This is a genomic window from Streptomyces sp. WAC06614, assembly GCF_003949795.1.
Classification (GTDB): Bacteria; Actinomycetota; Actinomycetes; order Streptomycetales; family Streptomycetaceae; genus Streptomyces.
Map to the genome: position 1 here is coordinate 1 of NZ_RPRY01000009.1, position 19,949 is coordinate 19,949.

Below are 19,949 nucleotides of genomic sequence, written 5' to 3' on the forward strand. Positions count from 1 at the left end.
GGGGTGGTGGGGGCCGGGTGGAGCATCTGGCCGGCGGCGAGCTTTCGGTAGGTGGGGCTGCTGGTGAGCAGTTCCTCGTGACGTCCGCGGGCGGTGGTGCGGCCGTTGTCCAGGACGATGATCTGGTCGGCGTGCTGGACCGTGGAGAGGCGGTGCGCGATCACCAGGAGGGCGCATTCCTGCGCCACGTCCTTCATGACGGTGGTGAGGGCGGTTTCGTTGATGCTGTCGAGGTGGGAGGTGGGTTCGTCGAGCAGCAGGAGCGCCGGTCGGGCGAGCAGGGCGCGGGCCAGGGCGACCCTTTGGCGTTCGCCGGCCGAGAGGGTGCCGCCGCGTGGGCCGAGCATGCCCGTCAGGCCGCCGGGCAGTCGCCGGGCGACTCCCTCCAGTCGGGCGAGCTCGACGACGCGCCGTACGTCGGCGTCGGTGGCGTGGGGCGCGGCATAGGTGATGTTGTCCCGCAAGGAGCCGTGGAGGACGTGGGTGTCCTGGTCGACGACGGCGATGCGTTCGCGGCAGGCGGAGCGGCCCAGTTCGGTGGCGGGCAGGTCGTCGAAGAGCAGGCTTCCGGAATCGGGCTCGTAGAACCGGGCGACCAGGGCGAAGATCGTGCTCTTGCCGGCACCCGACCGACCGACCAGGGCCGTCTGGCTGCGGTGGGGGACGGCGAAGGAGATGCCGCGCAGCACCGGCCGGTCCGGTTCGTAGCCGAAGCAGACGTCCCGCAGGGCGAGCGCCGGCGCTCGCCCCTCCGCCCCGTTCGTGCGGCCGGGCTCCCTCACGGCGGCGATCGGCGGGCGTGGGCGGGTTCGGGTGGCGGGTGCGCGGTCCGGCTCCGCGGGCTCCACCGGCAGCAGGAGGGCTTGTTCGATGCGCTGGTAGGCGCCCATGCCGCGCTGGATCAGGCCGACCGCGCGGAAGACCGAGGAGAGCGGCAGGACCAGGTACGAGGCGTAGAGCAGGAACGCGACCAGGTCGCCGAGCGAGTTGGCGTGTCCGCTCACCCGCAGGCCGCCGATGACGAGGACGACGAGGAAGGAGCCCTGGACGGCGAGTTCGACGGCCGGACTCATGACGGAGGCGAGTTTCGCGGTCCGTACGCCGGCGCTGTACGCCGCTTCGACCCGTTCTCCGATGCGGGCCGCTTCGCGGTCCTCGGCGCGGTGGACGCGGACCATCGGCAGGGCGCCGAGCGCACGTTCCAGGTCGGCGGCGATCGCACCGACCGAGTCCTGCATGCGCGTGGAGGCGGTCCGGATGCCGTTGAGCAGGGAGGCGACGATCAGTGCGGCGAGGGCCACGGTCAGGGCCACGAGCAGGAGCAGCAGCGGGTCGATCCACACCATCAGCGCGATCGCCCCCGCCGCGACGACGGCTCCCGTCACGAGGTCGACCAGTGCCTGCGAGACCACTTCCCTCAGCAGGGTGGTGTCGGCGGTGACCCGGGAGATCAGGTCGCCGCTGCGGTGCCGCTCGTACTCCCTCATCTCCAGCCGGAGCAGTCGCGCGACCAGGCCGTGGCGCAGCCGGCGTACGACGCCCTCGCCCATGCGCTCCAGAACGAAACGCCCCACCGCGCCCGTCGCCGCTTCGACGACGAACAGCACGGCGAGGGCCAGCAGGAGGGGCCACAGCACCTGTCCGCGGCCACTCGCGTCGACAGCCTGCTTGGCGACGAGCGGCTGGGCCAGACCCAGGGCGGAGCCCACCAGGGTGAGCACGGTGGCCGCGCCGAGGGAAGCCCGGTGTCCGGCGGTCAGCCGGTACATGGTGGCGATCGCGGCCCGGGTGGAGCGGTCGCTTCCTGCCGTCGCCTGCGTCTGATCCACGGCGCTGTCGGTCATCGGCCCGGTCGGCTCCTGGGGGCGACCGTGACGAGCCGGGTGAAGTAGTCGTCGGGGACGCCCTCGGCGACGGGCCGGCCCTCCACCTCGATCCAGGCGTGCGCGGTGAACGGCGGCACCACGCGGACGCCCGTGCACCAGGTCGGCCACGTCCCCGACAGCCGGCACAGCAGCGCGGCCCCCAGGGAACGGGGCAGGCAGCCCTTGGGGCCGGCGCAGCGCAGGCTGACCGCGCACATGGCACCCCGGGCGTTCTCCGCCTGCGCGGCGGTGGCCGGGGTGGCGCCGCGGCGGGCGAGGTCGAGCACGGCGCGGATCCGACGGGGCGGCAGGAGCGAGAGGACGACGGCGGGGAGCAGGACCAGTCGGGCGCCCATGCGCCACGCGAAGGGGACTCCGACGGGCCGCTCCAGGGCACTGGGGGTCGTCATTCGGCCAGCCCCGCAGCCCGCAGCTGCTGTACGAGGGCCTTGACGTCCCGGCCTGCCCGGCCCTGGTCGATGTCGAACTCCGCGGTGAGTGCGGCAATCGCGTCCGCCTCGTCACCGCCCGCCATCAGCGCTTTGATCACCAGGGTGGCGCTGGGGTTCAACTCCCAGTACTCCCCGGCGCGTTCGTCCAGGAGGACAGTGCCGTAGTCGGTCTCCGCCGTGGAGACGTCGGCGCCGAACCGCAATGCCATGGTGTGCGTACCTTTCCCGTGGTGGAGTGCAGGGGCCGGTCCTAGGGACCGGTGCGGGCCGTGGCCTGCGTGTTCTCTCCGGCCTGCGTGGCCTCCGTGGCCTGCGGGGCTCGGCCGAGGCCGCGCAGCCATACTTCGGCGGCGATGGTCGAGTAGAGGATCGCCTCGCGCAGCTCGGGCGTGGCCGGCCGCCGGGCGAGCCGGCGCAGGGCCTTCCCGTCGACCAGACCGAGCTGTTCCAGCCGCGAGTCCTCCCACAGCGTCAGCAGGTCGGCGCGGTGTTCGCGCAGCCCGTTGAAGGCGTCCATGGAGGCGGCGGCCTTGTTGGTGCGCCGCAGGCACGCGTCGGGGACGATCCCTTGCATGGCGGCGGTCAGGAGGGGTTTGTACTGCCAGGGCGTGACGCGCTCGCTCGGGCGGACGGCGAGGCATGCCTCGATGACGCGGTCGTCGAGGAACGGCGACGCCATCGGCACGCCGGCGCGGGCGGCCATCCGGTCCCACTGGCGGATGATGCGCGTGCAGGAGCGGATCTGGTCCAGGTCGGCGTGCAGGCCACGGTCCGGGTGGAGCGGGACGGCGTGCTCGGCGGCCTCGCGCAGCGCCCGTCCGGCCATGCGCTCGGCGTCCGGGGTGACCCAGTCGAACAGGCGAGGGGGCATGCCCCAGCCGAGGCTCGTGCGGACGGTCGCGGGCAGCGGGTCCCGGAGCCGGTGGCCGGCGTCGGCCAGCCACCTCCCGTACGGACGTGAGTCGGCCAGCGCGCGTGCCGTCGTGCCCAAGGGCCACTGCCACAGGGCACGGAAGCCACGCAGCGTGCGGAGGGCGAACAGCGGGCGGGTGCGCAGCAGGCGGTGGTAGTACGCCTCGGAGCACCAGGCCACGTGGTCGCCGCCGATGCCGGTCAGGTGCAGCCTGCTGCCGCGCTCGGCCATGGCGGGCAGGTGGTGCAGGACACGCGAGCGGTCCATGACGCCGATGGTCGGCTCGTCGAGCAGGTCGTCGATGCCGAGCAGGTCCTCGTAGACCAGCGGAGAGGCGTCGGCGTCCCAGACGACGTGCTCGACCTGCGGCAGCGACCGGACGGCCTGCCGGGCCCAGTGGAGGTCGGTGTCGGCGGGGTCGCGGCCCGGCCACGTGCTGGCGACCACCCGGGCCGGGGACCGCGCGGCCAGGAAACAGACGGACGTGGAGTCCAGTCCGCCGGACAGGTCGCAGCTGACCACGCCACCCTGCCGCGTACGGGCGTCGACCGCCGCGGCCAGGGCTTCACGGACGACGGGGGCGCCGTCGGCCAGAGGCCGTACCGGCTCGGGCGGCGTCCACCAGCGCGAGCGGTGCACCGTCCGGCCGTCGGCGGCGATGATCAGCGCGTCCTGGGGGGACACGGCGGTGACGCCGCGCCACAGGGGTGTCTCGGCGAGCGGATGGGGGACGGGCCACAACAGGCGGACGGCCAGCTGCTCCCGGTCGGGTTCGGCGCCGATCGCGCCGGCGAGCAGGTCGGCGCGGCTGGCGGCCACCTGCACCCCGTCGACGGGCGCGTGGAAGACCAGTCGGAGCCCGGACGCGGTGCCCTGCACCCTGAGCCGCCCGTCGAGCGCGGCGATCAGGTGGAAGCTGCCGGGAAGCGAGCGGGCCAGGGCGTCCACGTCGGCGAGATCGCGCAGCCGCCCGGCACGGCGCTGGAGCTCCACGGCGTCGACGGGGCAGCAACCGATGACGGCAAGGGCCGCGTGGCCGGCGCGCGCGGCGACGACGTCGCGGTCGTGCCACTCTCCCACCAGCCAGGGCCGGCCCGAGGGGTGCGGCAGGGTGCGCGTTCCGGGACGGGAGAAGGAGCGGGCCACGGCGGCCGCGTCCGCACGGTCGGTGAAGACCGCGAAGTGCGCGTCGCCGGGGCCCGTCCCCGCACTCTCGTGCAGTTCAGTCATGACGTCGGGTCAGGACCGTCGGTCGTCAGTTCTTGCTCAGGATCAGCCGGTCGTTGCCGGAACTCTGCAGCAGCCCGGTCTTCTTGCGGAACGCCCCGAGCTTGGCGAGCGTCGGCGCTTCGTAAGCCTTCTTCATGACGTCTCCTCACGTGGCAGGTGTCACGATCGCCTCCCCGGAACGAGGAAGCGGTGTACCCCCATAGCTATGCGTGGAGGGGTATGCCCAGACAAGGGAGCCAAGGAAAATAGGACTATATGCAGCGCGCGTATGCGGCCTGATTTCACCGTGGGGCGCGCGGGTGAGGGAAGGAGAAAAATTCGGCAGGCTTTATGGCGCACACGAACGAAAAATCGTTTTGAAGCCGTCCAACAAGAATGTCCGGGCGGTGTTGGCAGGCGGAGCCCCCGATGGTAGGGCGACGAAGCCACCGTGCCCCACTCCGGTCACCCTGCTTCGCTTCCGCACCTCCGGCCCCCCTGCCTGAATGGCCGAATACCGTCGCTGACTGCGCGCGTCCCATCCCTCCGCGCGGCGGCGTCCGGACAACGACGAAGCCCCAGGTCAGGGTTCCTCGGGGTGGGGCCCGGTGCCGCTCGGGGGCCTGCTGGTGGCCAGCCAGGACCGGGCCGGTTCGGCGGGATGGGCGGTGTCGACGGTGAGGTGGAGGCGGGTGCCTCCGCCGGGGGCGGGGTAGCTGCGCTGCTCGCCACCGGCGAAGCAGCGACGGAGGACGTCCGCCACCATCCGGGCGGCGTCCGGGGTGGCGGCGACGATGCGGACTTCGGCGTACCCCGGCGGCGGCAGGGCTTCCTCCGGCTCGTTGCGGTCCAAGGCGGCACCGTCCTTTCCCATCGAAGGCCGGGTCGGTCAGGTCTCCGTACGACCACGGTACGTCCGAAGGTCCGGCACCGACCGGTTCCCCGGCCGGGAGCGGCGCGTCCGCGGGTCCCCCCGGAGTACGGTGAAAGAGCGGGGCCGACGCTCCGCTCACCGGCCCGGCGTCCGCCGTGGCACCGGTTCGGGCGGCGCGGCACCACCCGTGGACGGGCGGACCGACCATGACCGACGCAGGCACCTCCCCCCACCGCGTCCCCACGCCGTCACGGCTCCTGCCGGACGAGGTCCACCGGGCCGTCGGACCGGGCACCGCGCTGCTCCGGCTGGAGACGACGGGATCCCGGCAGAACCTGCTCGACGGCGCCTGGTGGCCGCGCTCGCGTGACGTGGAGCGGGAGCTCCCGCCACTGATCACCGCCCTGACCGAACACCTCGGACCCATCACCCGGGTCGGCCTGGACGCCTCCGCCTGGAACGGCATCCCGGTCCGCCTGGTCGTCGACGACCGGGTCGTGCACCTCGACTCCTTCCCCGTCGGCGACGACACCGTCCTGGTGACCCGCGGCGACAACGACCACTTCTCCCTCATGGTCGTCCCGCCCGCCGCTACCCCCGAGGCCGCCCGCACGGCCATGGCCCGCGCCGTCCACGCCGACAACGTCACCCGAGCCGCCGAGATCCTCCTCGCCGAACTCCCCCACCCCGCAGCCCCGTCGGTCGGCACCGCCCAGGACGACGAAAACGCCTGAGGTCGTTGACCGCGTACCGCGTACCGCCTCCGTTGAGCGGGAGAGAAGCATGACCATCAAGGACATCGGGCCGGACCCCCAGAGCTTCGACCTCGAGAAGGCGACGCTCGAGAACACGGACTACCGCGCGGTCGCCTGGTCCGGGAAGTACCTTCAGTTGACGCTCATGTCGATCCCGGTGGGTGAGGACATCGGCTTGGAGGCGCACCCGGAGACTGACCAATTCCTACGACTCGACGCAGGCCGGGGCCGCGTCCAGATGGGCCGCGCGAAGGATCGACTCGATTTCGACCGGGAGGTCGAGGACGGTTGGGCCATCTTCGTACCCGCCGGCACTTGGCACAACGTCACCAACATCGGTGACGAGACCCTGCACCTCTACGCCGTGTACGCGCCGGTCCACCACGCGTCGGGCAAGATCCATGCGACAGCCGCCGACGCGGAGCGCGACGAGGACTCAGACGGCGACGAGCCGCCGAGCTGGTCGGTCCAGCCTGCCCGGCAGCCGTCGGACGAGCACGCCTGACCGGCGGACTCATCGCGCCGGCGCGGGCCGCGCACCGGCGCGGCGCGACCGCCACCGTCCCCAGGATGTCGGTGCCCCCTTCGACGTGCCGTTACGGCCCTCATGGCACGAACGGCGCGCGGCCCCCGGTGGCCCGGACAACAAACGAGCCCCAGGTCGCTGACCTGGGGCTTCGTAGAAGAGCGGATGACGGGAATCGAACCCGCGCTATAAGCTTGGGAAGCTCATGTTCTACCATTAAACTACATCCGCATTGCGGGCCAGATGCCTGGCTTCCGCATCGTTGCACACTGTACCCCATCCCTGGCCCCCGGTGTATCCGCCGTGGGGCCGTCGTGTTGTTCGGGGGGTACCAGGGGCTGTGCGGGCGGGAGTTGGGGCGTAGCGTGGGGGTGCGGAGTGGTGGCTTGGGTGGGTCCCGATCATCCCCTAATGTGGCGATTCGTCGCCGTACGCAGTACCGCTCGTGGGGAAAGGGACTCGATGGAGCTCACCGTCGTCCGTTGTGCCGAAGGGCATGTTTTCAGCACCGCTACGTTCCCGATGCAGCAGCTCGGTGCCCGGCGGATCGGCCCCGGGCGGCTTCTCCGGTGTCCGCGGTGCGCGCGGCTCCGGCACGCCGTGCCGGTGACCGCCGCCCGGCGGTAGTCGCCCGGCGGTAGTCCTCGGGCTCGGTCCGTCGTGCGCGTCGGGGTCTCGATTGGGGGAGCCCGGCGCGCTCTGCGTATCCTCGGGACGTGCTTCTCTCAGACAAGGACATCCGGGCCGAGATCGACAGCGGGCGGGTGCGCATCGACCCGTTCGACGAGTCGATGGTGCAGCCCTCCAGCATCGACGTGCGGCTCGACCGGTATTTCCGGGTGTTCGAGAATCACCGCTACGCCCACATCGACCCGGCGATCGAGCAGCCCGACCTGACCAGGATGGTCGAGCCGGAGGGTGACGAGGCCTTCATCCTCCACCCCGGTGAATTCGTGCTCGCCTCGACCTACGAGGTCATCTCGCTGCCGGACGACATCGCCTCCAGACTGGAGGGGAAGTCCTCTCTCGGGCGGCTCGGTCTGGTGACGCACTCGACGGCAGGGTTCATCGACCCCGGGTTCTCCGGGCACGTGACCCTGGAGCTGTCGAACCTGGCGACCCTGCCGATCAAGCTCTGGCCCGGGATGAAGATCGGGCAGTTGTGCATGTTCCGGCTCAGCTCGCCCGCGGAGTTCCCGTACGGCAGCGAGCGCTACGGGTCCCGCTACCAGGGCCAGCGCGGGCCGACCGCCTCGCGGTCCTTCCAGAACTTCCACCGCACCCAGGTGAGGCGACCCGAATGACCAGCAGTGATGTAGTGCGAGAGACGTTGACGTACGAGAGCTTCGGCCGTGCCGTACGGGAGCTCGCGCAGACCATCGCCGACGACGGCTACGAGCCCGACATCATCCTCAGCATCGCCCGGGGCGGGGTCTTCGTCGCCGGTGGACTGGCCTATGCGCTCGACTGCAAGAACATCCACCTGGTGAACGTGGAGTTCTACACCGGCGTGGGGACCACCTTGGAGATGCCGGTCATGCTGGCTCCCGTGCCGGACGCGATCGACTTCTCCGACAAGAAGGTCCTGATCGCCGACGACGTCGCCGACACCGGCAAGACCCTCAAGCTGGTCCACGACTTCTGCCTGGGCACCGTCGCCGAGGTGCGCTCCGCCGTGATCTACGAGAAGTCGCACTCCCTGGTGAAGTGCGAGTACGTGTGGAAGAAGACCGACGACTGGATCGAGTTCCCGTGGTCCGTCGAGCGGCCCGTCGTCCAGCGGGCCGGGCAGGTGCTCGACGCCTGACGGACCTCCCCCGTCACTGACAGGGCCCGACGTGCTCGTGCGCGTCGGGCCCTTGGTGTGTGCGGTGCGGTGCCGGGGCTACAGCGTGCCCAGCTTGATGATCGACAGCAGGGCGACCAGCTGGATCGCCGACGCGCCCAGGGCCTTCGGCCACGGCAGGTCGTGGGACTTGCTGATCAGCGAGGTGAACAGGGCGCCGGCGGCCACCCAGGTGGCCCAGCCGAGGGCCTGGACCAGCATGTTGTCGCCGCCCAGGAACATGGCGAAGACCAGGCGCGGCGCGTCCGTCAGCGACATGACCAGCATGGACAGGCCCACGGTGGGCTGCCAGGAGCCGTCACCGCCCAGCTGACGGGCCAGGGTGTGCGTGACGCCGCCCAGCAGCAGACCGCACACGACGAAGGCCACACCGGCGCTCAGGACGATCGGGACGGCCTTGTTCAGCGTCGCGTTGATCACGTCCTTGCGGGCGTCGTCGAGGCCGAAGACGGCCAGCAGCCCGTACAGGAACGTGACGATCAGCGCCGGGCCCCACACGGGGTAGTCGCGCATCTGCAGGAAGGTCGGGCCGGGGCGCAGCACGATGCCCTTGAGCAGTTCCTTCCAGGGCAGCCGCGGACCGGCCGGAGCCGCCGGGGCCGCGCCCGCCTGGTACGTCGCGCCCTGGCCGTAAGGGTCCTCGCCGAAGGCGAAGGCCTGGGTGTGGCCGGGGTTGTTCGCGTACGTCGCTCCGGAGCCGGGGCCGGCGCCGGGGCCGCCGGGGTAGCCGTTCCCGTGCTGCGGGTGCTGCTGCGGGTACGGCGGCTGCTGCTCGTAGCCGTACGCCGGGCCGCCGTCGTGCGGGTCGAAGTACTCCGGCTCGCCGTGACCCCCGGTCTGCTGCGGCCACTGCTGCTGCGGCGGCGGGCCTGCCGGGGGGTAGGGCTGCTGGCCGTACGGCGCCTGCGGCGGTTGCTGCTGACCGTACGGCTGCTGCCGCGGGGGGTGTTGAGGACCGCGGTTGTCGTCCCGTCCGCGTCCCATCCTGAATCCAGCCACGTGATCGAACGTACCTGGTCCTGCGCGCGGTCGTGAACGGGCGGCCGGAACAGCAGCCCTTTGCGGCTGACCTGTGACATCCCCTAGGGGATGTCCGGAGGTCTGCCCCGAGGGGCCTTGCCGCCGACGTTCCGACCGGTTTACTCCGCTGTGCGGCATTCTGCGGCCTGCTGTTACGTTCCCGACGGATTACCCACATATCGGACACGTAGCTTCGTATCCGTCCTGCCCCACCCGACGAGATCACGAGGAAGAGTCGCCGATATGCGTGCCACCCGCCGTACCACCCTCCTGCGTGCCGCCGCCGTCTCCGGTGCGGCCGCGGTCGCCCTGGCCCTCCCGACCGGTGCCGCATTCGCCGACGACGCGCCGCCCACCGCTCCGCCGGCCAGGCCCGAGCAGCAGGCCGGGCCCGAGCAGCCGGCCGAGCCCACCACGCCGTCGGCGGGGCCGAAGGAGCAGCGCCGGTTCGTCACCACCGTGCGGCTGGCGGACGGCTCCGTCGCCAAGGTCCACAGGGTCGGCCCCGGCCACTTCGAGGCGGACGTGTACGCCGGGTCCACCAAGCTCGACACCTTGGTCAGCAAGAACGGCAGGGCCGCCCACGGCCGGCACAACGGGCTGCACGTCGTGCTCCAGCCCAACGGCACGGTGACCTCGTGGGTCGAGGGCACGAAGCCCGCTCCGAAGCCCGAGCCGAAGCCCGCCCCGGAGCGGAAGGGCAAGCCGGTGGCCGAGAGCTCGGTACGGGTCAACCTGCCCGGCGGGCGGATCGGGAAGCTGGTCGACGGGCCGCAGGGCAAGCGGGTGGAGATCGCCACCTACAAGGGCGAGCGCGTGGCCACCGTCGACCTGAAGAACCCCTCCGTCTTCGACGACGGCTGGACGTACAAGCTGGTCCAGGACGGCAAGCGCGTGAAGTTCGTCGTGATCGACGGCCGGGGCGGCGGCGACAGCTGGGGCTACGACTTCGGCGGCCGGCTGATCGAGCAGTACACGGCCGAGAGGACCTGACCCGCCCGCCGGGGGCCCGTGGAACGGCGAACGGCCGGTCCTTGCCACGGGGGGCAGGACCGGCCGTTCGCTCTGCTCAGCTCCGCCGAGCTCCGGCGGCGGCGGTGCTACTTCGCCGGCTCGGGCTCCGGCTCGCTCGGCTCCGCCTCCGCGGCCGGCTCCGCCGGCGGCTGGGTCTTGACGGACTCCAGCAGGAGCTGGGCCACGTCCACGACCTGGACGGACTCCTTGGCCTGGCCGTCGTTCTTCTTGCCGTTGACCGAGTCGGTCAGCATGACCAGGCAGAACGGGCACGCCGTCGACACGATGTCCGGGTTGAGGGAGAGGGCCTCGTCGACGCGCTCGTTGTTGATGCGCTTGCCGATCCGCTCCTCCATCCACATCCGCGCGCCACCGGCGCCGCAGCAGAAGCCGCGCTCCTTGTGGCGGTGCATCTCCTGCTGGCGCAGGCCCGGGACGGCGGACATGATCTCGCGCGGCGGCGTGTAGACCTTGTTGTGCCGGCCCAGGTAGCACGGGTCGTGGTAGGTGATCAGACCGTCGACCGGGGTCACCGGGACCAGCTTGCCCTCGTCGATGAGGTGCTGGAGCAGCTGGGTGTGGTGGATGACCTCGTAGTCGCCGCCGAGCTGCGGGTACTCGTTGGCGATGGTGTTGAAGCAGTGCGGGCAGGTGGAGACGATCTTCTTCGCCGACTTCGGCTTCTTCGTCTCCGGGTCCTCGTCGTCCTCGCCGAACGCCATGTTCAGCATCGCGACGTTCTCCTGGCCGAGCTGCTGGAACAGCGGCTCGTTGCCCAGGCGGCGCGGCGAGTCACCGGTGCACTTCTCCTCGCCGCCCATGATCGCGAACTTGACGCCCGCCATGTGCAGCAGCTCCGCGAAGGCCTTGGTGGTCTTCTTGGCGCGGTCCTCCAGGGCGCCGGCGCAGCCGACCCAGTAGAGGTAGTCCACCTCGGAGAGGTCCTCGACGTCCTTGCCGACGATCGGGACCTCGAAGTCGACCTCCTTGGTCCACTCCACGCGCTGCTTCTTGGCCAGGCCCCAGGGGTTGCCCTTCTTCTCCAGGTTCTTGAGCATCGTGCCCGCCTCGGACGGGAAGGAGCTCTCGATCATCACCTGGTAGCGGCGCATGTCGACGATGTGGTCGATGTGCTCGATGTCGACCGGGCACTGCTCCACGCACGCACCGCAGGTGGTGCAGGACCACAGCACGTCCGGGTCGATGACGCCGTTCTCCTCGACGGTGCCGATCAGCGGGCGCTCGGCCTCGGCCAGGGCCGCCGCCGGGACGTCCTTGAGCTGCTCCGCGGAGGCCTTCTCCTCGCCCTCCATGGTCTTGCCGCCGCCGGCCAGCAGGTACGGGGCCTTGGCGTGCGCGTGATCGCGCAGCGACATGATCAGGAGCTTGGGGGACAGCGGCTTGCCGGTGTTCCAGGCGGGGCACTGCGACTGGCAGCGGCCGCACTCGGTGCAGGTGGAGAAGTCGAGGATGCCCTTCCAGGAGAACTGCTCGACCTGGGAGACGCCGAAGACGTCGTCCTCGCCCGGGTCCTCGAAGTCGATCTCCTTGCCGCCGCTGGTCATCGGCTGGAGCGCGCCGAGCGCGGTCCCCCCGGTGGCGTTCCGCTTGAACCAGATGTTCGGGAAGCCCAGGAAGCGGTGCCAGGCGACACCCATGTTGGTGTTCAGCGAGACGGTGATCATCCAGATCAGCGAGACGCTGATCTTCACCATGGCGGTGAAGTACATGAGGTTCTGCAGGGTGCCCAGCGACAGGCCCTTGAACGCCAGCACCAGCGGGTACGAGGCGAAGTACGCGGCCTCGTACGACTCCACGTGGTGGATGGCGCCCTCCAGGCCGCGCAGCACGTAGATCGCCAGGCCGATGGTGAGGATGACGTACTCGACGAAGTACGCCTGCCAGGCCTTCGAGCCCGCGAAGCGCGACTTGCGGCCGGCCCGCGAGGGCAGGCTGAGCAGGCGGATCACGATCAGGGCGGCGATGCCCAGGATCGTCATGACGCCGATGAACTCGATGTAGAGCTCGAACGGCAGGAACCCGCCGAGGACCGGCAGGGTCCAGTCGGCCTCGAAGAGCTGGCCGTAGGCCTGGGCCAGGGTCGGCGGCAGGGTCAGGAAGCCGATGGCCACGAACCAGTGGGCGAAGCCGACGATGCCCCACCGGTTCATCCGGCTGTGGCCGAGGAATTCCCGGGTCAGGGTGACCGTACGGGCCTTCCAGTTGTCGGTGCGGCTGCCCGCGGGCACGGGCTGGCCGATCTTCACGAACCGGTAGATCTGGGCGATGGCTCGGGCGAAGAGTGCCACGCCGACCACGGTCAGGGTCAGCGACACAATGATCGCGGCGAGTTGCATGACGGGCTCCTCGGGCGGGCCATTACTAAGCGGTAACTTATCCAGTTAAGCCGAGGTTACCGACTTATACGGCCGCACTGTAGCTGTGCAGGCGGTGATCTGTGTCGCTCAGGGCCGCCTTGCCCGGCGCCGCTCCCGGCGCAGCGCGAGTGCGGCACGCGGGGTCTGCGCCAGGATCGCCAGGTCCATTCCCAGCCAGTGGGTCTCCACGTAGTGCCGGTCCAGGAGCGCCATTTCCTCCCAGGGTAGGTCGGAACGGGCGCTGACCTGCCACAGTCCGGTCATCCCCGGCCGCACGAGCAGCCGGTCCGGGTACGTCGCCCAGGGCTGCTCGGGCCGGCCGGGGCGGTGGGGGCAGCGTCGGGGCGGCGTGCATGCAAGGCACCGTGCCGCACGGGCGCGGCGCCGCCGGGGCGCCGCGCGGCACGGCCCCGGCGCGTCCCCCGCTCGGCCCCGCCCGACCCTCCTTGCGCGTAAGGGACACCTAAAGGTTGAGTCGACTCGACTCAGCTCTGTTGACGTACCGCGAGGGGTAGGGCACTCTTGAGTCTGTTCCACTCAAGTCAGCTGGAGGAATCAAAATGGCTCGTGCGGTCGGCATCGACCTGGGCACCACCAACTCCGTCGTCAGCGTTCTCGAAGGCGGCGAGCCCACCGTCATCACCAACGCCGAGGGCGCCAGGACCACGCCGTCCGTCGTCGCCTTCGCCAAGAACGGCGAGGTCCTCGTCGGCGAGGTCGCCAAGCGTCAGGCGGTCACGAACGTGGACCGCACCATCCGGTCGGTCAAGCGCCACATGGGCACCGACTGGAAGATCGAGCTCGACGGCAAGAGCTTCAACCCGCAGCAGATGAGCGCCTTCATCCTGCAGAAGCTCAAGCGCGACGCCGAGGCCTACCTGGGCGAGAAGGTCACCGACGCGGTCATCACCGTGCCGGCGTACTTCAACGACTCCGAGCGCCAGGCCACCAAGGAGGCCGGCGAGATCGCGGGTCTGAACGTCCTGCGCATCGTCAACGAGCCCACCGCCGCCGCCCTGGCCTACGGCCTGGACAAGGACGACCAGACCATTCTCGTCTTCGACCTCGGTGGCGGCACCTTCGACGTGTCGCTGCTGGAGATCGGCGACGGCGTCGTCGAGGTGAAGGCCACCAACGGTGACAACCACCTCGGTGGTGACGACTGGGACCAGCGCGTCGTCGACTACCTGGTCAAGCAGTTCCAGAACGGCCACGGCGTCGACCTGTCCAAGGACAAGATGGCCCTGCAGCGTCTGCGCGAGGCCGCCGAGAAGGCGAAGATCGAGCTGTCCTCCTCCACGGAGACCACGATCAACCTGCCCTACATCACGGCGTCCGCCGAGGGCCCCCTGCACCTGGACGAGAAGCTCACCCGCGCCCAGTTCCAGCAGCTGACCGCGGACCTCCTGGAGCGCTGCAAGACCCCGTTCCACAACGTCATCAAGGACGCCGGCATCTCCCTGAGCGAGATCGACCACGTCGTCCTGGTCGGCGGCTCCACCCGTATGCCCGCCGTCGCCGAGCTCGTCAAGGAGCTGACCGGCGGCAAGGAGGCCAACAAGGGTGTGAACCCGGACGAGGTCGTCGCCATCGGCGCCACCCTCCAGGCCGGTGTCCTCAAGGGTGAGGTCAAGGACGTCCTGCTCCTCGACGTGACCCCGCTGTCCCTCGGCATCGAGACCAAGGGCGGCATCATGACCAAGCTGATCGAGCGCAACACCACGATCCCGACCAAGCGCTCCGAGATCTTCACCACGGCCGAGGACAACCAGCCGTCCGTGCAGATCCAGGTCTACCAGGGCGAGCGCGAGATCGCGGCGTACAACAAGAAGCTCGGCATGTTCGAGCTGACCGGTCTGCCGCCGGCGCCGCGCGGCGTCCCGCAGATCGAGGTGTCCTTCGACATCGACGCCAACGGCATCATGCACGTGACGGCGAAGGACCTCGGCACGGGCAAGGAGCAGAAGATGACCGTCACCGGCGGCTCTTCGCTCGCCAAGGACGAGGTCGACCGGATGCGCCAGGAGGCCGAGCAGTACGCGGAGGAGGACCAGCGCCGCCGCGAGGCCGCCGAGACCCGCAACCAGGCCGAGCAGCTCGTGTACCAGACGGAGAAGTTCGTCAAGGACAACGAGGAGAAGGTCCCGGCCGAGGTCAAGACCGAGGTCGAGACCGCCGTCGCCGAGCTGAAGGAGAAGCTCAAGGGCGAGGACACGGCCGAGATCCGCACCGCCACGGAGAAGGTCGCCGCGGTCAGCCAGAAGCTGGGCCAGGCCATCTACGCCGACGCCCAGGCCGCCGGTGCGGCCGGTGCCGCCGCCGGTGACGCGGGCCAGGCCAAGGCCGACGACGACGTCGTCGACGCCGAGATCGTGGACGACGAGAAGCCGGGTCACGCGAAGGGTGGCGCTGCCTGATGTCGGAGGAGACCCCGGGCTTCGAGGAGAAGCCTGACGTCCCCGCCGACGGCACGACCGACGAGCCGAAGACCGCCGACTCCGCCGACCGGGCGGGGGAGGCGGCTCCGGCCGGCGACGCAAGCCCGTCCGCGGGACCGGACGTCGCTCTGCTGGCGCAGCTGGACCAGGCCCGTACGGCGCTCACCGAGCGCACCGCGGACCTCCAGCGGCTCCAGGCGGAGTACCAGAACTACCGCCGCCGGGTGGAGCGGGACCGGGTCACGGTCAAGGAGATCGCCGTGGCGAGCCTCCTGACCGAGCTGCTCCCGACCCTCGACGACATCGGCCGCGCCCGTGAGCACGGCGAGCTGGTCGGCGGCTTCAAGTCGGTGGCCGAATCGCTGGAGACGGTCGCCGCGAAGATGGGCCTGCAGCAGTTCGGCAAGGAGGGCGAGCCCTTCGACCCGACCGTGCACGAGGCCCTGATGCACTCGTACGCGCCCGACGTCACCGAGACGACGTGCGTGGCGATCCTTCAGCCGGGGTACCGGATCGGCGAGCGTACGATCCGTCCCGCGCGGGTCGCGGTGGCCGAGCCCCAGCCGGGCGCGGCGCCCAAGGCCGAGGACGCCGGCGATGCGGACACGGATGCCCCCGACAAGGGCTGATGCAGGACACGTAGGGAAGAAGGCGCGGGAGGAGGGACACCGGCGGTGAGTACGAAGGACTACCTGGAGAAGGACTACTACAAGGCGCTCGGTGTCCCCAAGGACGCCACCGATGCCGAGATCAAGAAGGCGTACCGCAAGCTCGCCCGCGAGTTCCACCCGGACGCCAACAAGGGCGACGCCTCCGCCGAGGAGCGCTTCAAGGAGATCTCCGAGGCGAACGACGTCCTCGGCGACCCCAAGAAGCGCAAGGAGTACGACGAGGCCCGCGCCCTGTTCGGCAACGGGGGCTTCCGCCCCGGGCCCGGCGCGGGCGGCGGCTCGTTCAACTTCGACCTGGGCGACCTCTTCGGGGGCGCCCAGGGCGGCGGTGCGGGCGGGGCCGGCGGCTTCGGCGGCGGCCTCGGGGACGTCTTCGGCGGCCTGTTCAACCGGGCCGGGGCGGGCGCGGGCAGCCGCGTCCAGCCGCGTCGCGGCCAGGACATCGAGTCCGAGGTCACCCTCTCCTTCACGGAGGCGGTGGACGGCGCGACCGTGCCGCTGCGGATGTCCTCCCAGGCGCCCTGCAAGGCCTGTTCGGGCACCGGCGACAAGAACGGCACCCCCCGGGTGTGCCCGACCTGTGTCGGCACCGGGCAGGTCTCGCGCGGCAGCGGCGGCGGCTTCTCGCTGACCGACCCGTGCACGGACTGCAAGGGCCGCGGCCTGATCGCGGAGCACCCCTGCGAGGTCTGCAAGGGCAGCGGGCGCGCCCGTTCCTCGAAGACCATGCAGGTCCGGATCCCGGCGGGCGTCTCCGACGGCCAGCGGATCCGGCTGCGCGGCAAGGGCGCCCCCGGCGAGCGGGGCGGCCCGGCCGGTGACCTGTACGTCGTCGTCCACGTGGACAGCCACCCGGTGTTCGGCCGCCGCGGGGACAACCTGACGGTGACCGTCCCCGTGACGTACCCGGAGGCGGCGCTCGGCGCCGACATCCGGGTGCCGACCCTGGGCGGGCCGGCCGTCACCCTGAAGCTGCCGCCGGGCACCCCCAACGGGCGCACGATGCGCGCCCGGGGCAAGGGTGCCGTCCGCAAGGACGGTACGCGGGGCGACCTGCTGGTGACGATCGAGGTGGCCGTGCCGACGGAGCTGTCGGACAAGGCCAAGGAAGCACTGGAGACCTACCGCGACGCGACCTCCTCGGAGGACCCGCGCGCCACCCTGTTCGAGTCCGCGAAGGGAGCATGAGATGGACGGCCGCCGCAGGAATCCTTTTGAACTCACCGACGATTCGCCGGTGTACGTGATCTCGGTGGCCGCCCAGCTCTCGGGTCTGCACCCGCAGACCCTCCGCCAGTACGACCGCCTCGGCCTGGTCTCCCCGGACCGCACGGCCGGGCGCGGCCGGCGCTATTCGGCCCGGGACATCGAGCTGCTGCGTACGGTGCAGCAGCTGTCCCAGGACGAGGGCATCAACCTGGCGGGCATCAAGCGCATCATCGAACTGGAGAACCAGGTCGCCGCGCTCCAGCAGCGGGTGGCCGAGCTCGCCGCGGCCGTCGACGGCGCCGCCGCGGCCATGCAGCAGCGCGAGGCCCAGGTGCACGCCTCGTACCGGCGGGACCTGGTGCCGTACCAGCCGCCGCAGCAGAGCGCGTTGGTGGTCTGGCGGCCCAAGCGCCCGCAGGACTGAGCACGCGCAGGACTGAGCACGCGCAGGACTGAGCACGCGCAGGACTGAGCGACCGAGCGCTTCGTAGGCACAGGACCCCGCCCTGGATCCCAGGGCGGGGTCCTGTGCCTAGGGGGTCAGTGCTCCGGGGCGCCCAGGATGCCCGACTGGGCGATGAGGAAGCCGAGTTGGGCGCGGCTGCCGCTGCCGAGGGTGTGGGCGAGCTTGGCGATGTGGGCCCGGCAGGTGCGTACGTTCATGCCCAGCCGGCGTGCGATGGCCTCGTCCACGTGGCCCTCCACGAGGAGTTGGGCGATGGAGCGCTGGACGCCCGAGATGCCGTCGGGGGTGGGGGTGTAGGTGACCTCGTCGCGCAACGGCACGGCGCGCCGCCACAGTTGCTCGAAGACCTTGATGAGGTAGTCCACCAGCCCCGGGTGGCGCAGCTCCAGGGCCACCCTGCGGTCGTCGCTCGCGGGGATGAAGGCCACCGTGCGGTCGAAGATGATGAGCCGCTCGATGAGTTCCTCCAGCGTGCGGATCTCCACCTTGCCCGTGGAGATGCGGTCCACGTAGGCGAGCGTGCCCTGGCTGTGCCGTACCGTGTGCTGGTAGAGCGTGCGGATGCTGACCCCGCGGTCGATGAGCGGGGCGTCGCGCTCCAGGGCCTGGGTGAGGGCGAGCGAGGGCCGGGGGCCGCCGGGCTGTACCGTCAGGACCTCGGTGTGACATTCGGCCGTGGCCAGGTTCAGCGCCGCATTGATCCGGTCGAATCCTTCCAGCACGGTGATGGCGTGGGTGTTCGACGGGCTCTGTGCGCTGATGGCGAGGAACGGCTCGAAAGCGTCGGTCAGATCTACAGCGGTGCGCCGTCGCTCCTGGATCTCCCGTTCAATCGGGTGCAGTCGTTGAGCCAGTGCGACGGACGGGGGAACCGGACGGAGCTGGTTCGCGTCGTCAGGGTCGGGCTGCAGAAGAGCGAATTCGAGCAGGCAGGGAGCGTTCTGGACCTCGGTACGGGCGATTCGTCCGGTACTGAGCGCCGCCGCGTAGAGCCGCGTCCCCTCGTCGCACAGCGACGTCACGGGGTGGGGATGTGTCGGGTTTGTGTTGCTTCTGGGCAAATCTCCACCCCCCAGGGTCCTGAACATGCAAGAACATGATGCATCGTCCCTGTGGCATTGACGTGCCCGAATGAGCCATCGTCTGACACGCGGGGGAGAGGATTCCATCAAGTGAGGACGAAGCCGACCATGTACAAGAGAATGCTTCGCTCGGCGCTTGCCGTTGTTTTCTCCGCCGTTGCGGTATTCGGGGCAGTGGGCGCGCTCGGCGCGGACGCCGGCAACGTGCAGGCAGAGGTCGACACCGGCTGGACCAGTGCTCCGACGGGTAAGGCGGACACCGGGTGGACCTCGATCCCTGCGACGGAGGCGTGATGACCCCCGACGACCGCGATTTCCGGCGCGAAATGGCCTCCGCCTACCGCTCCGGGTGGCAGTTCATCGATCTCGTCACGGCCATCCCCCACCCTGGCGATTCGTTGATGGTCACCCTGTTCGGGCAGCCGATCATCGTGGTGCGGGAGGAGGACGAGGACGTTCGTGCCTACCGTTGCCTGCGCCGCCCCCGGGGCGCGCCGCAGCCCGTCCGCTGCGAGGTCAGGTACGGCATGGTCTTCGTCAACCTGGATCAGCGCGACCACCAGCTCTTCGAGCCCGACATCACCACCGCCACCCCCCGCAGTGCCTGACGCGATTCCCCCGTCGTCGCAGATCGCGCAGGTGCTTCCCCCACACAACGGCGCCATCGTGGACCTGAACACGATGGCGCCGTTGTGCTTGCCCCGTCCAGTACGTGAATCGGACAGGTGAGAGCCCCTCTGCGGCCGGCACTTCTGCGGCCGGCACCCCTACGGCCGGGCCCTCGGCGGCCGGCCCCGCCGCGGCTCAGGCGCGGCCCATCGCGCGGTCCAGCGCGATCTCGATGACCACCCGGTCCGGGTTCGGCGAGGGCGTGCGCCCGTAGCGCTCCGCGTAGCGCCGTACCGCCTCGGCCACCGAGGCCTCGTCCGTCAGGACGACCGCGCGCCCCTCCAGCGTCGCCCAGCGGCGCCCTTCCATCTGGCACACCGCGACCCGCGCGCCCGCCGGCTGCGCCGCGATCACGTTGCGGACCTTCTTGCTGTGCTTGTTGCTGATCACCCGGGCCACCCCGGCCTCCGGGTCGTACGTCACGCCCACCGGCACCACGTGCGGCGTGCCGTCGGGGCGCGGGGTCGTCAGGGTGCACACGTGTCGCTCCCGCCAGAAGGCGAGGTAGGCGGGCGTCGGGTCGAATGGGTCCTGGGACATGGCCGAAGCGTACGCGGGCACC

The 19,949-nt window shown here is 70.6% G+C and carries 22 protein-coding genes, 1 tRNA gene and 1 pseudogene; 12 read left to right on the forward strand and 12 right to left on the reverse strand.

The window, feature by feature from the left end; translation table 11 throughout:
• From EF918_RS02320 to EF918_RS02345, 6 genes are all read right to left on the reverse strand, one after another.
• The coding region (locus EF918_RS02320; protein ID WP_148141213.1) for an ABC transporter ATP-binding protein at positions 1–1,844 on the reverse strand (1,844 nt) is incomplete at its 3' end.
• Positions 1,841–2,275, reverse strand: a complete 435-nt coding sequence (locus EF918_RS02325; protein ID WP_125639745.1) for a lasso peptide biosynthesis B2 protein — start codon at positions 2,273–2,275, stop codon at positions 1,841–1,843. The genes EF918_RS02325 and EF918_RS02320, both read right to left, overlap by 4 nt.
• The gene (locus EF918_RS02330; RefSeq protein WP_125639748.1) at positions 2,272–2,526 is read right to left on the reverse strand and encodes a lasso peptide biosynthesis PqqD family chaperone; all 255 of its coding nucleotides are present in this window, start codon (positions 2,524–2,526) and stop codon (positions 2,272–2,274) included. The genes EF918_RS02325 and EF918_RS02330 overlap by 4 nt, the downstream gene beginning before the upstream one ends.
• 41 nt (positions 2,527–2,567) lie before the next feature.
• On the reverse strand, positions 2,568–4,460 hold the full coding sequence (locus EF918_RS02335) for a lasso peptide isopeptide bond-forming cyclase (RefSeq protein ID WP_125639751.1): 1,893 nt from the start codon (positions 4,458–4,460) through the stop codon (positions 2,568–2,570).
• 25 nt (positions 4,461–4,485) lie between these two features.
• Positions 4,486–4,596, reverse strand: a complete 111-nt coding sequence (locus tag EF918_RS02340) for a keywimysin-related RiPP (protein WP_125639754.1) — start codon at positions 4,594–4,596, stop codon at positions 4,486–4,488.
• 426 nt (positions 4,597–5,022) lie between these two features.
• Positions 5,023–5,292: a hypothetical protein gene (locus EF918_RS02345; protein ID WP_260609716.1), complete on the reverse strand. Its 270-nt coding sequence runs from the start codon at positions 5,290–5,292 to the stop codon at positions 5,023–5,025.
• Between the two features lie 227 nt (positions 5,293–5,519).
• On the opposite strand from EF918_RS02345, the gene EF918_RS02350 reads away from it, so the two are divergent.
• Together EF918_RS02350 and EF918_RS02355 are read left to right on the forward strand one after the other, a co-directional pair.
• Complete coding sequence (locus EF918_RS02350; RefSeq protein ID WP_125639760.1) at positions 5,520–6,047, forward strand: DUF5994 family protein; 528 nt, start codon at positions 5,520–5,522, stop codon at positions 6,045–6,047.
• A 49-nt stretch (positions 6,048–6,096) separates the two neighbouring features.
• Positions 6,097–6,573, forward strand: a complete 477-nt coding sequence (locus EF918_RS02355) for a cupin domain-containing protein (protein ID WP_125639763.1) — start codon at positions 6,097–6,099, stop codon at positions 6,571–6,573.
• Between the two features lie 181 nt (positions 6,574–6,754).
• Here the strand turns inward: EF918_RS02355 and EF918_RS02360 are convergent.
• Positions 6,755–6,825, reverse strand: a tRNA-Gly gene (locus EF918_RS02360).
• 180 nt (positions 6,826–7,005) lie between these two features.
• On the opposite strand from EF918_RS02360, the gene EF918_RS37925 reads away from it, so the two are divergent.
• From EF918_RS37925 to EF918_RS02375, 3 genes are all read left to right on the forward strand, one after another.
• Positions 7,006–7,221 (forward strand): hypothetical protein, encoded by a 216-nt coding sequence (locus EF918_RS37925; protein ID WP_125639766.1) that lies wholly within the window; start codon positions 7,006–7,008, stop codon positions 7,219–7,221.
• 89 nt (positions 7,222–7,310) lie between these two features.
• Positions 7,311–7,898, forward strand: a complete 588-nt coding sequence (dcd, locus tag EF918_RS02370; RefSeq protein ID WP_125639769.1) for a dCTP deaminase — start codon at positions 7,311–7,313, stop codon at positions 7,896–7,898.
• Positions 7,895–8,401 (forward strand): phosphoribosyltransferase, encoded by a 507-nt coding sequence (locus EF918_RS02375; RefSeq protein ID WP_125639772.1) that lies wholly within the window; start codon positions 7,895–7,897, stop codon positions 8,399–8,401. Before dcd ends, EF918_RS02375 begins: the two co-directional genes overlap by 4 nt.
• Before the next feature lie 78 nt (positions 8,402–8,479).
• Here the strand turns inward: EF918_RS02375 and EF918_RS02380 are convergent, their stop codons facing one another.
• Entirely contained in the window at positions 8,480–9,439 is a 960-nt protein-coding gene (locus EF918_RS02380) for a Yip1 family protein (RefSeq protein WP_125639775.1), read from the reverse strand.
• Between the two features lie 264 nt (positions 9,440–9,703).
• Here EF918_RS02380 and EF918_RS02385 point away from each other — a divergent pair, with 264 nt between their 5' ends.
• The gene (locus tag EF918_RS02385; protein WP_125639777.1) at positions 9,704–10,453 is read left to right on the forward strand and encodes a hypothetical protein; all 750 of its coding nucleotides are present in this window, start codon (positions 9,704–9,706) and stop codon (positions 10,451–10,453) included.
• A gap of 107 nt (positions 10,454–10,560) precedes the next feature.
• On the opposite strand, the gene EF918_RS02390 is transcribed toward EF918_RS02385, so the two are convergent.
• Entirely contained in the window at positions 10,561–12,831 is a 2,271-nt protein-coding gene (locus EF918_RS02390; protein WP_125639780.1) for a (Fe-S)-binding protein, read from the reverse strand.
• Positions 12,832–12,939: 108 nt separating this feature from the next.
• A pseudogene (locus tag EF918_RS02395) lies at positions 12,940–13,137 on the reverse strand (sugar transferase); the annotation flags it as partial.
• A 275-nt stretch (positions 13,138–13,412) separates the two neighbouring features.
• Here EF918_RS02395 and dnaK point away from each other — a divergent pair.
• The 4 genes from dnaK to EF918_RS02415 are packed head-to-tail and all read left to right on the forward strand — an operon-like array spanning position 13,413 to position 17,594.
• Positions 13,413–15,269 carry a molecular chaperone DnaK gene (dnaK, locus tag EF918_RS02400; protein WP_125639783.1) on the forward strand — a complete coding sequence of 619 codons (1,857 nt, stop codon included), beginning with the start codon at positions 13,413–13,415 and terminating at the stop codon, positions 15,267–15,269.
• Entirely contained in the window at positions 15,269–15,919 is a 651-nt protein-coding gene (gene grpE, locus EF918_RS02405; RefSeq protein ID WP_125639786.1) for a nucleotide exchange factor GrpE, read from the forward strand. Before dnaK ends, grpE begins: the two co-directional genes overlap by 1 nt.
• Positions 15,920–15,964: 45 nt before the next feature.
• Positions 15,965–17,149 carry a molecular chaperone DnaJ gene (gene dnaJ / locus EF918_RS02410; protein WP_125639789.1) on the forward strand — a complete coding sequence of 395 codons (1,185 nt, stop codon included), beginning with the start codon at positions 15,965–15,967 and terminating at the stop codon, positions 17,147–17,149.
• Between the two features lies 1 nt (position 17,150).
• A complete protein-coding gene (locus EF918_RS02415) occupies positions 17,151–17,594 on the forward strand; it encodes a heat shock protein transcriptional repressor HspR (RefSeq protein WP_125639792.1) in 444 nt (147 codons plus the stop codon).
• Between the two features lie 116 nt (positions 17,595–17,710).
• Here the strand turns inward: EF918_RS02415 and EF918_RS02420 are convergent, their stop codons facing one another.
• Positions 17,711–18,724 (reverse strand): helix-turn-helix transcriptional regulator, encoded by a 1,014-nt coding sequence (locus EF918_RS02420; RefSeq protein ID WP_125639796.1) that lies wholly within the window; start codon positions 18,722–18,724, stop codon positions 17,711–17,713.
• Between the two features lie 84 nt (positions 18,725–18,808).
• Between EF918_RS02420 and EF918_RS02425 the strand changes: the two genes are divergently transcribed.
• Together EF918_RS02425 and EF918_RS02430 are read left to right on the forward strand one after the other, a co-directional pair.
• Positions 18,809–19,012, forward strand: coding sequence for a hypothetical protein (locus EF918_RS02425; protein WP_125639799.1), 204 nt, complete (start codon positions 18,809–18,811; stop codon positions 19,010–19,012).
• The gene (locus tag EF918_RS02430) at positions 19,012–19,326 is read left to right on the forward strand and encodes a (2Fe-2S)-binding protein (protein WP_125639802.1); all 315 of its coding nucleotides are present in this window, start codon (positions 19,012–19,014) and stop codon (positions 19,324–19,326) included. Before EF918_RS02425 ends, EF918_RS02430 begins: the two co-directional genes overlap by 1 nt.
• Positions 19,327–19,522: 196 nt before the next feature.
• Here the strand turns inward: EF918_RS02430 and EF918_RS02435 are convergent, their stop codons facing one another.
• Positions 19,523–19,927 (reverse strand): pyridoxamine 5'-phosphate oxidase family protein, encoded by a 405-nt coding sequence (locus EF918_RS02435; protein ID WP_125639805.1) that lies wholly within the window; start codon positions 19,925–19,927, stop codon positions 19,523–19,525.
• Between the last annotated feature and the right edge of the window lie 22 nt (positions 19,928–19,949).

Coding starts and splice junctions, on each gene's coding strand:
- EF918_RS02325 (WP_125639745.1), bottom strand. CDS start 2,275: ATGACGACCCCCAGTGCCCTGGAGCGGCCCGTCGGAGTCCCCTTCGCG.
- EF918_RS02330 (WP_125639748.1), bottom strand. CDS start 2,526: ATGGCATTGCGGTTCGGCGCCGACGTCTCCACGGCGGAGACCGACTAC.
- EF918_RS02335 (WP_125639751.1), bottom strand. CDS start 4,460: ATGACTGAACTGCACGAGAGTGCGGGGACGGGCCCCGGCGACGCGCAC.
- EF918_RS02340 (WP_125639754.1), bottom strand. CDS start 4,596: ATGAAGAAGGCTTACGAAGCGCCGACGCTCGCCAAGCTCGGGGCGTTC.
- EF918_RS02350 (WP_125639760.1), top strand. CDS start 5,520: ATGACCGACGCAGGCACCTCCCCCCACCGCGTCCCCACGCCGTCACGG.
- EF918_RS02355 (WP_125639763.1), top strand. CDS start 6,097: ATGACCATCAAGGACATCGGGCCGGACCCCCAGAGCTTCGACCTCGAG.
- EF918_RS37925 (WP_125639766.1), top strand. CDS start 7,006: ATGTGGCGATTCGTCGCCGTACGCAGTACCGCTCGTGGGGAAAGGGAC.
- EF918_RS02375 (WP_125639772.1), top strand. CDS start 7,895: ATGACCAGCAGTGATGTAGTGCGAGAGACGTTGACGTACGAGAGCTTC.
- EF918_RS02385 (WP_125639777.1), top strand. CDS start 9,704: ATGCGTGCCACCCGCCGTACCACCCTCCTGCGTGCCGCCGCCGTCTCC.
- EF918_RS02390 (WP_125639780.1), bottom strand. CDS start 12,831: ATGCAACTCGCCGCGATCATTGTGTCGCTGACCCTGACCGTGGTCGGC.
- dnaK (WP_125639783.1), top strand. CDS start 13,413: ATGGCTCGTGCGGTCGGCATCGACCTGGGCACCACCAACTCCGTCGTC.
- grpE (WP_125639786.1), top strand. CDS start 15,269: ATGTCGGAGGAGACCCCGGGCTTCGAGGAGAAGCCTGACGTCCCCGCC.
- EF918_RS02415 (WP_125639792.1), top strand. CDS start 17,151: ATGGACGGCCGCCGCAGGAATCCTTTTGAACTCACCGACGATTCGCCG.
- EF918_RS02420 (WP_125639796.1), bottom strand. CDS start 18,724: ATGTTCAGGACCCTGGGGGGTGGAGATTTGCCCAGAAGCAACACAAAC.
- EF918_RS02430 (WP_125639802.1), top strand. CDS start 19,012: ATGACCCCCGACGACCGCGATTTCCGGCGCGAAATGGCCTCCGCCTAC.
- EF918_RS02435 (WP_125639805.1), bottom strand. CDS start 19,927: ATGTCCCAGGACCCATTCGACCCGACGCCCGCCTACCTCGCCTTCTGG.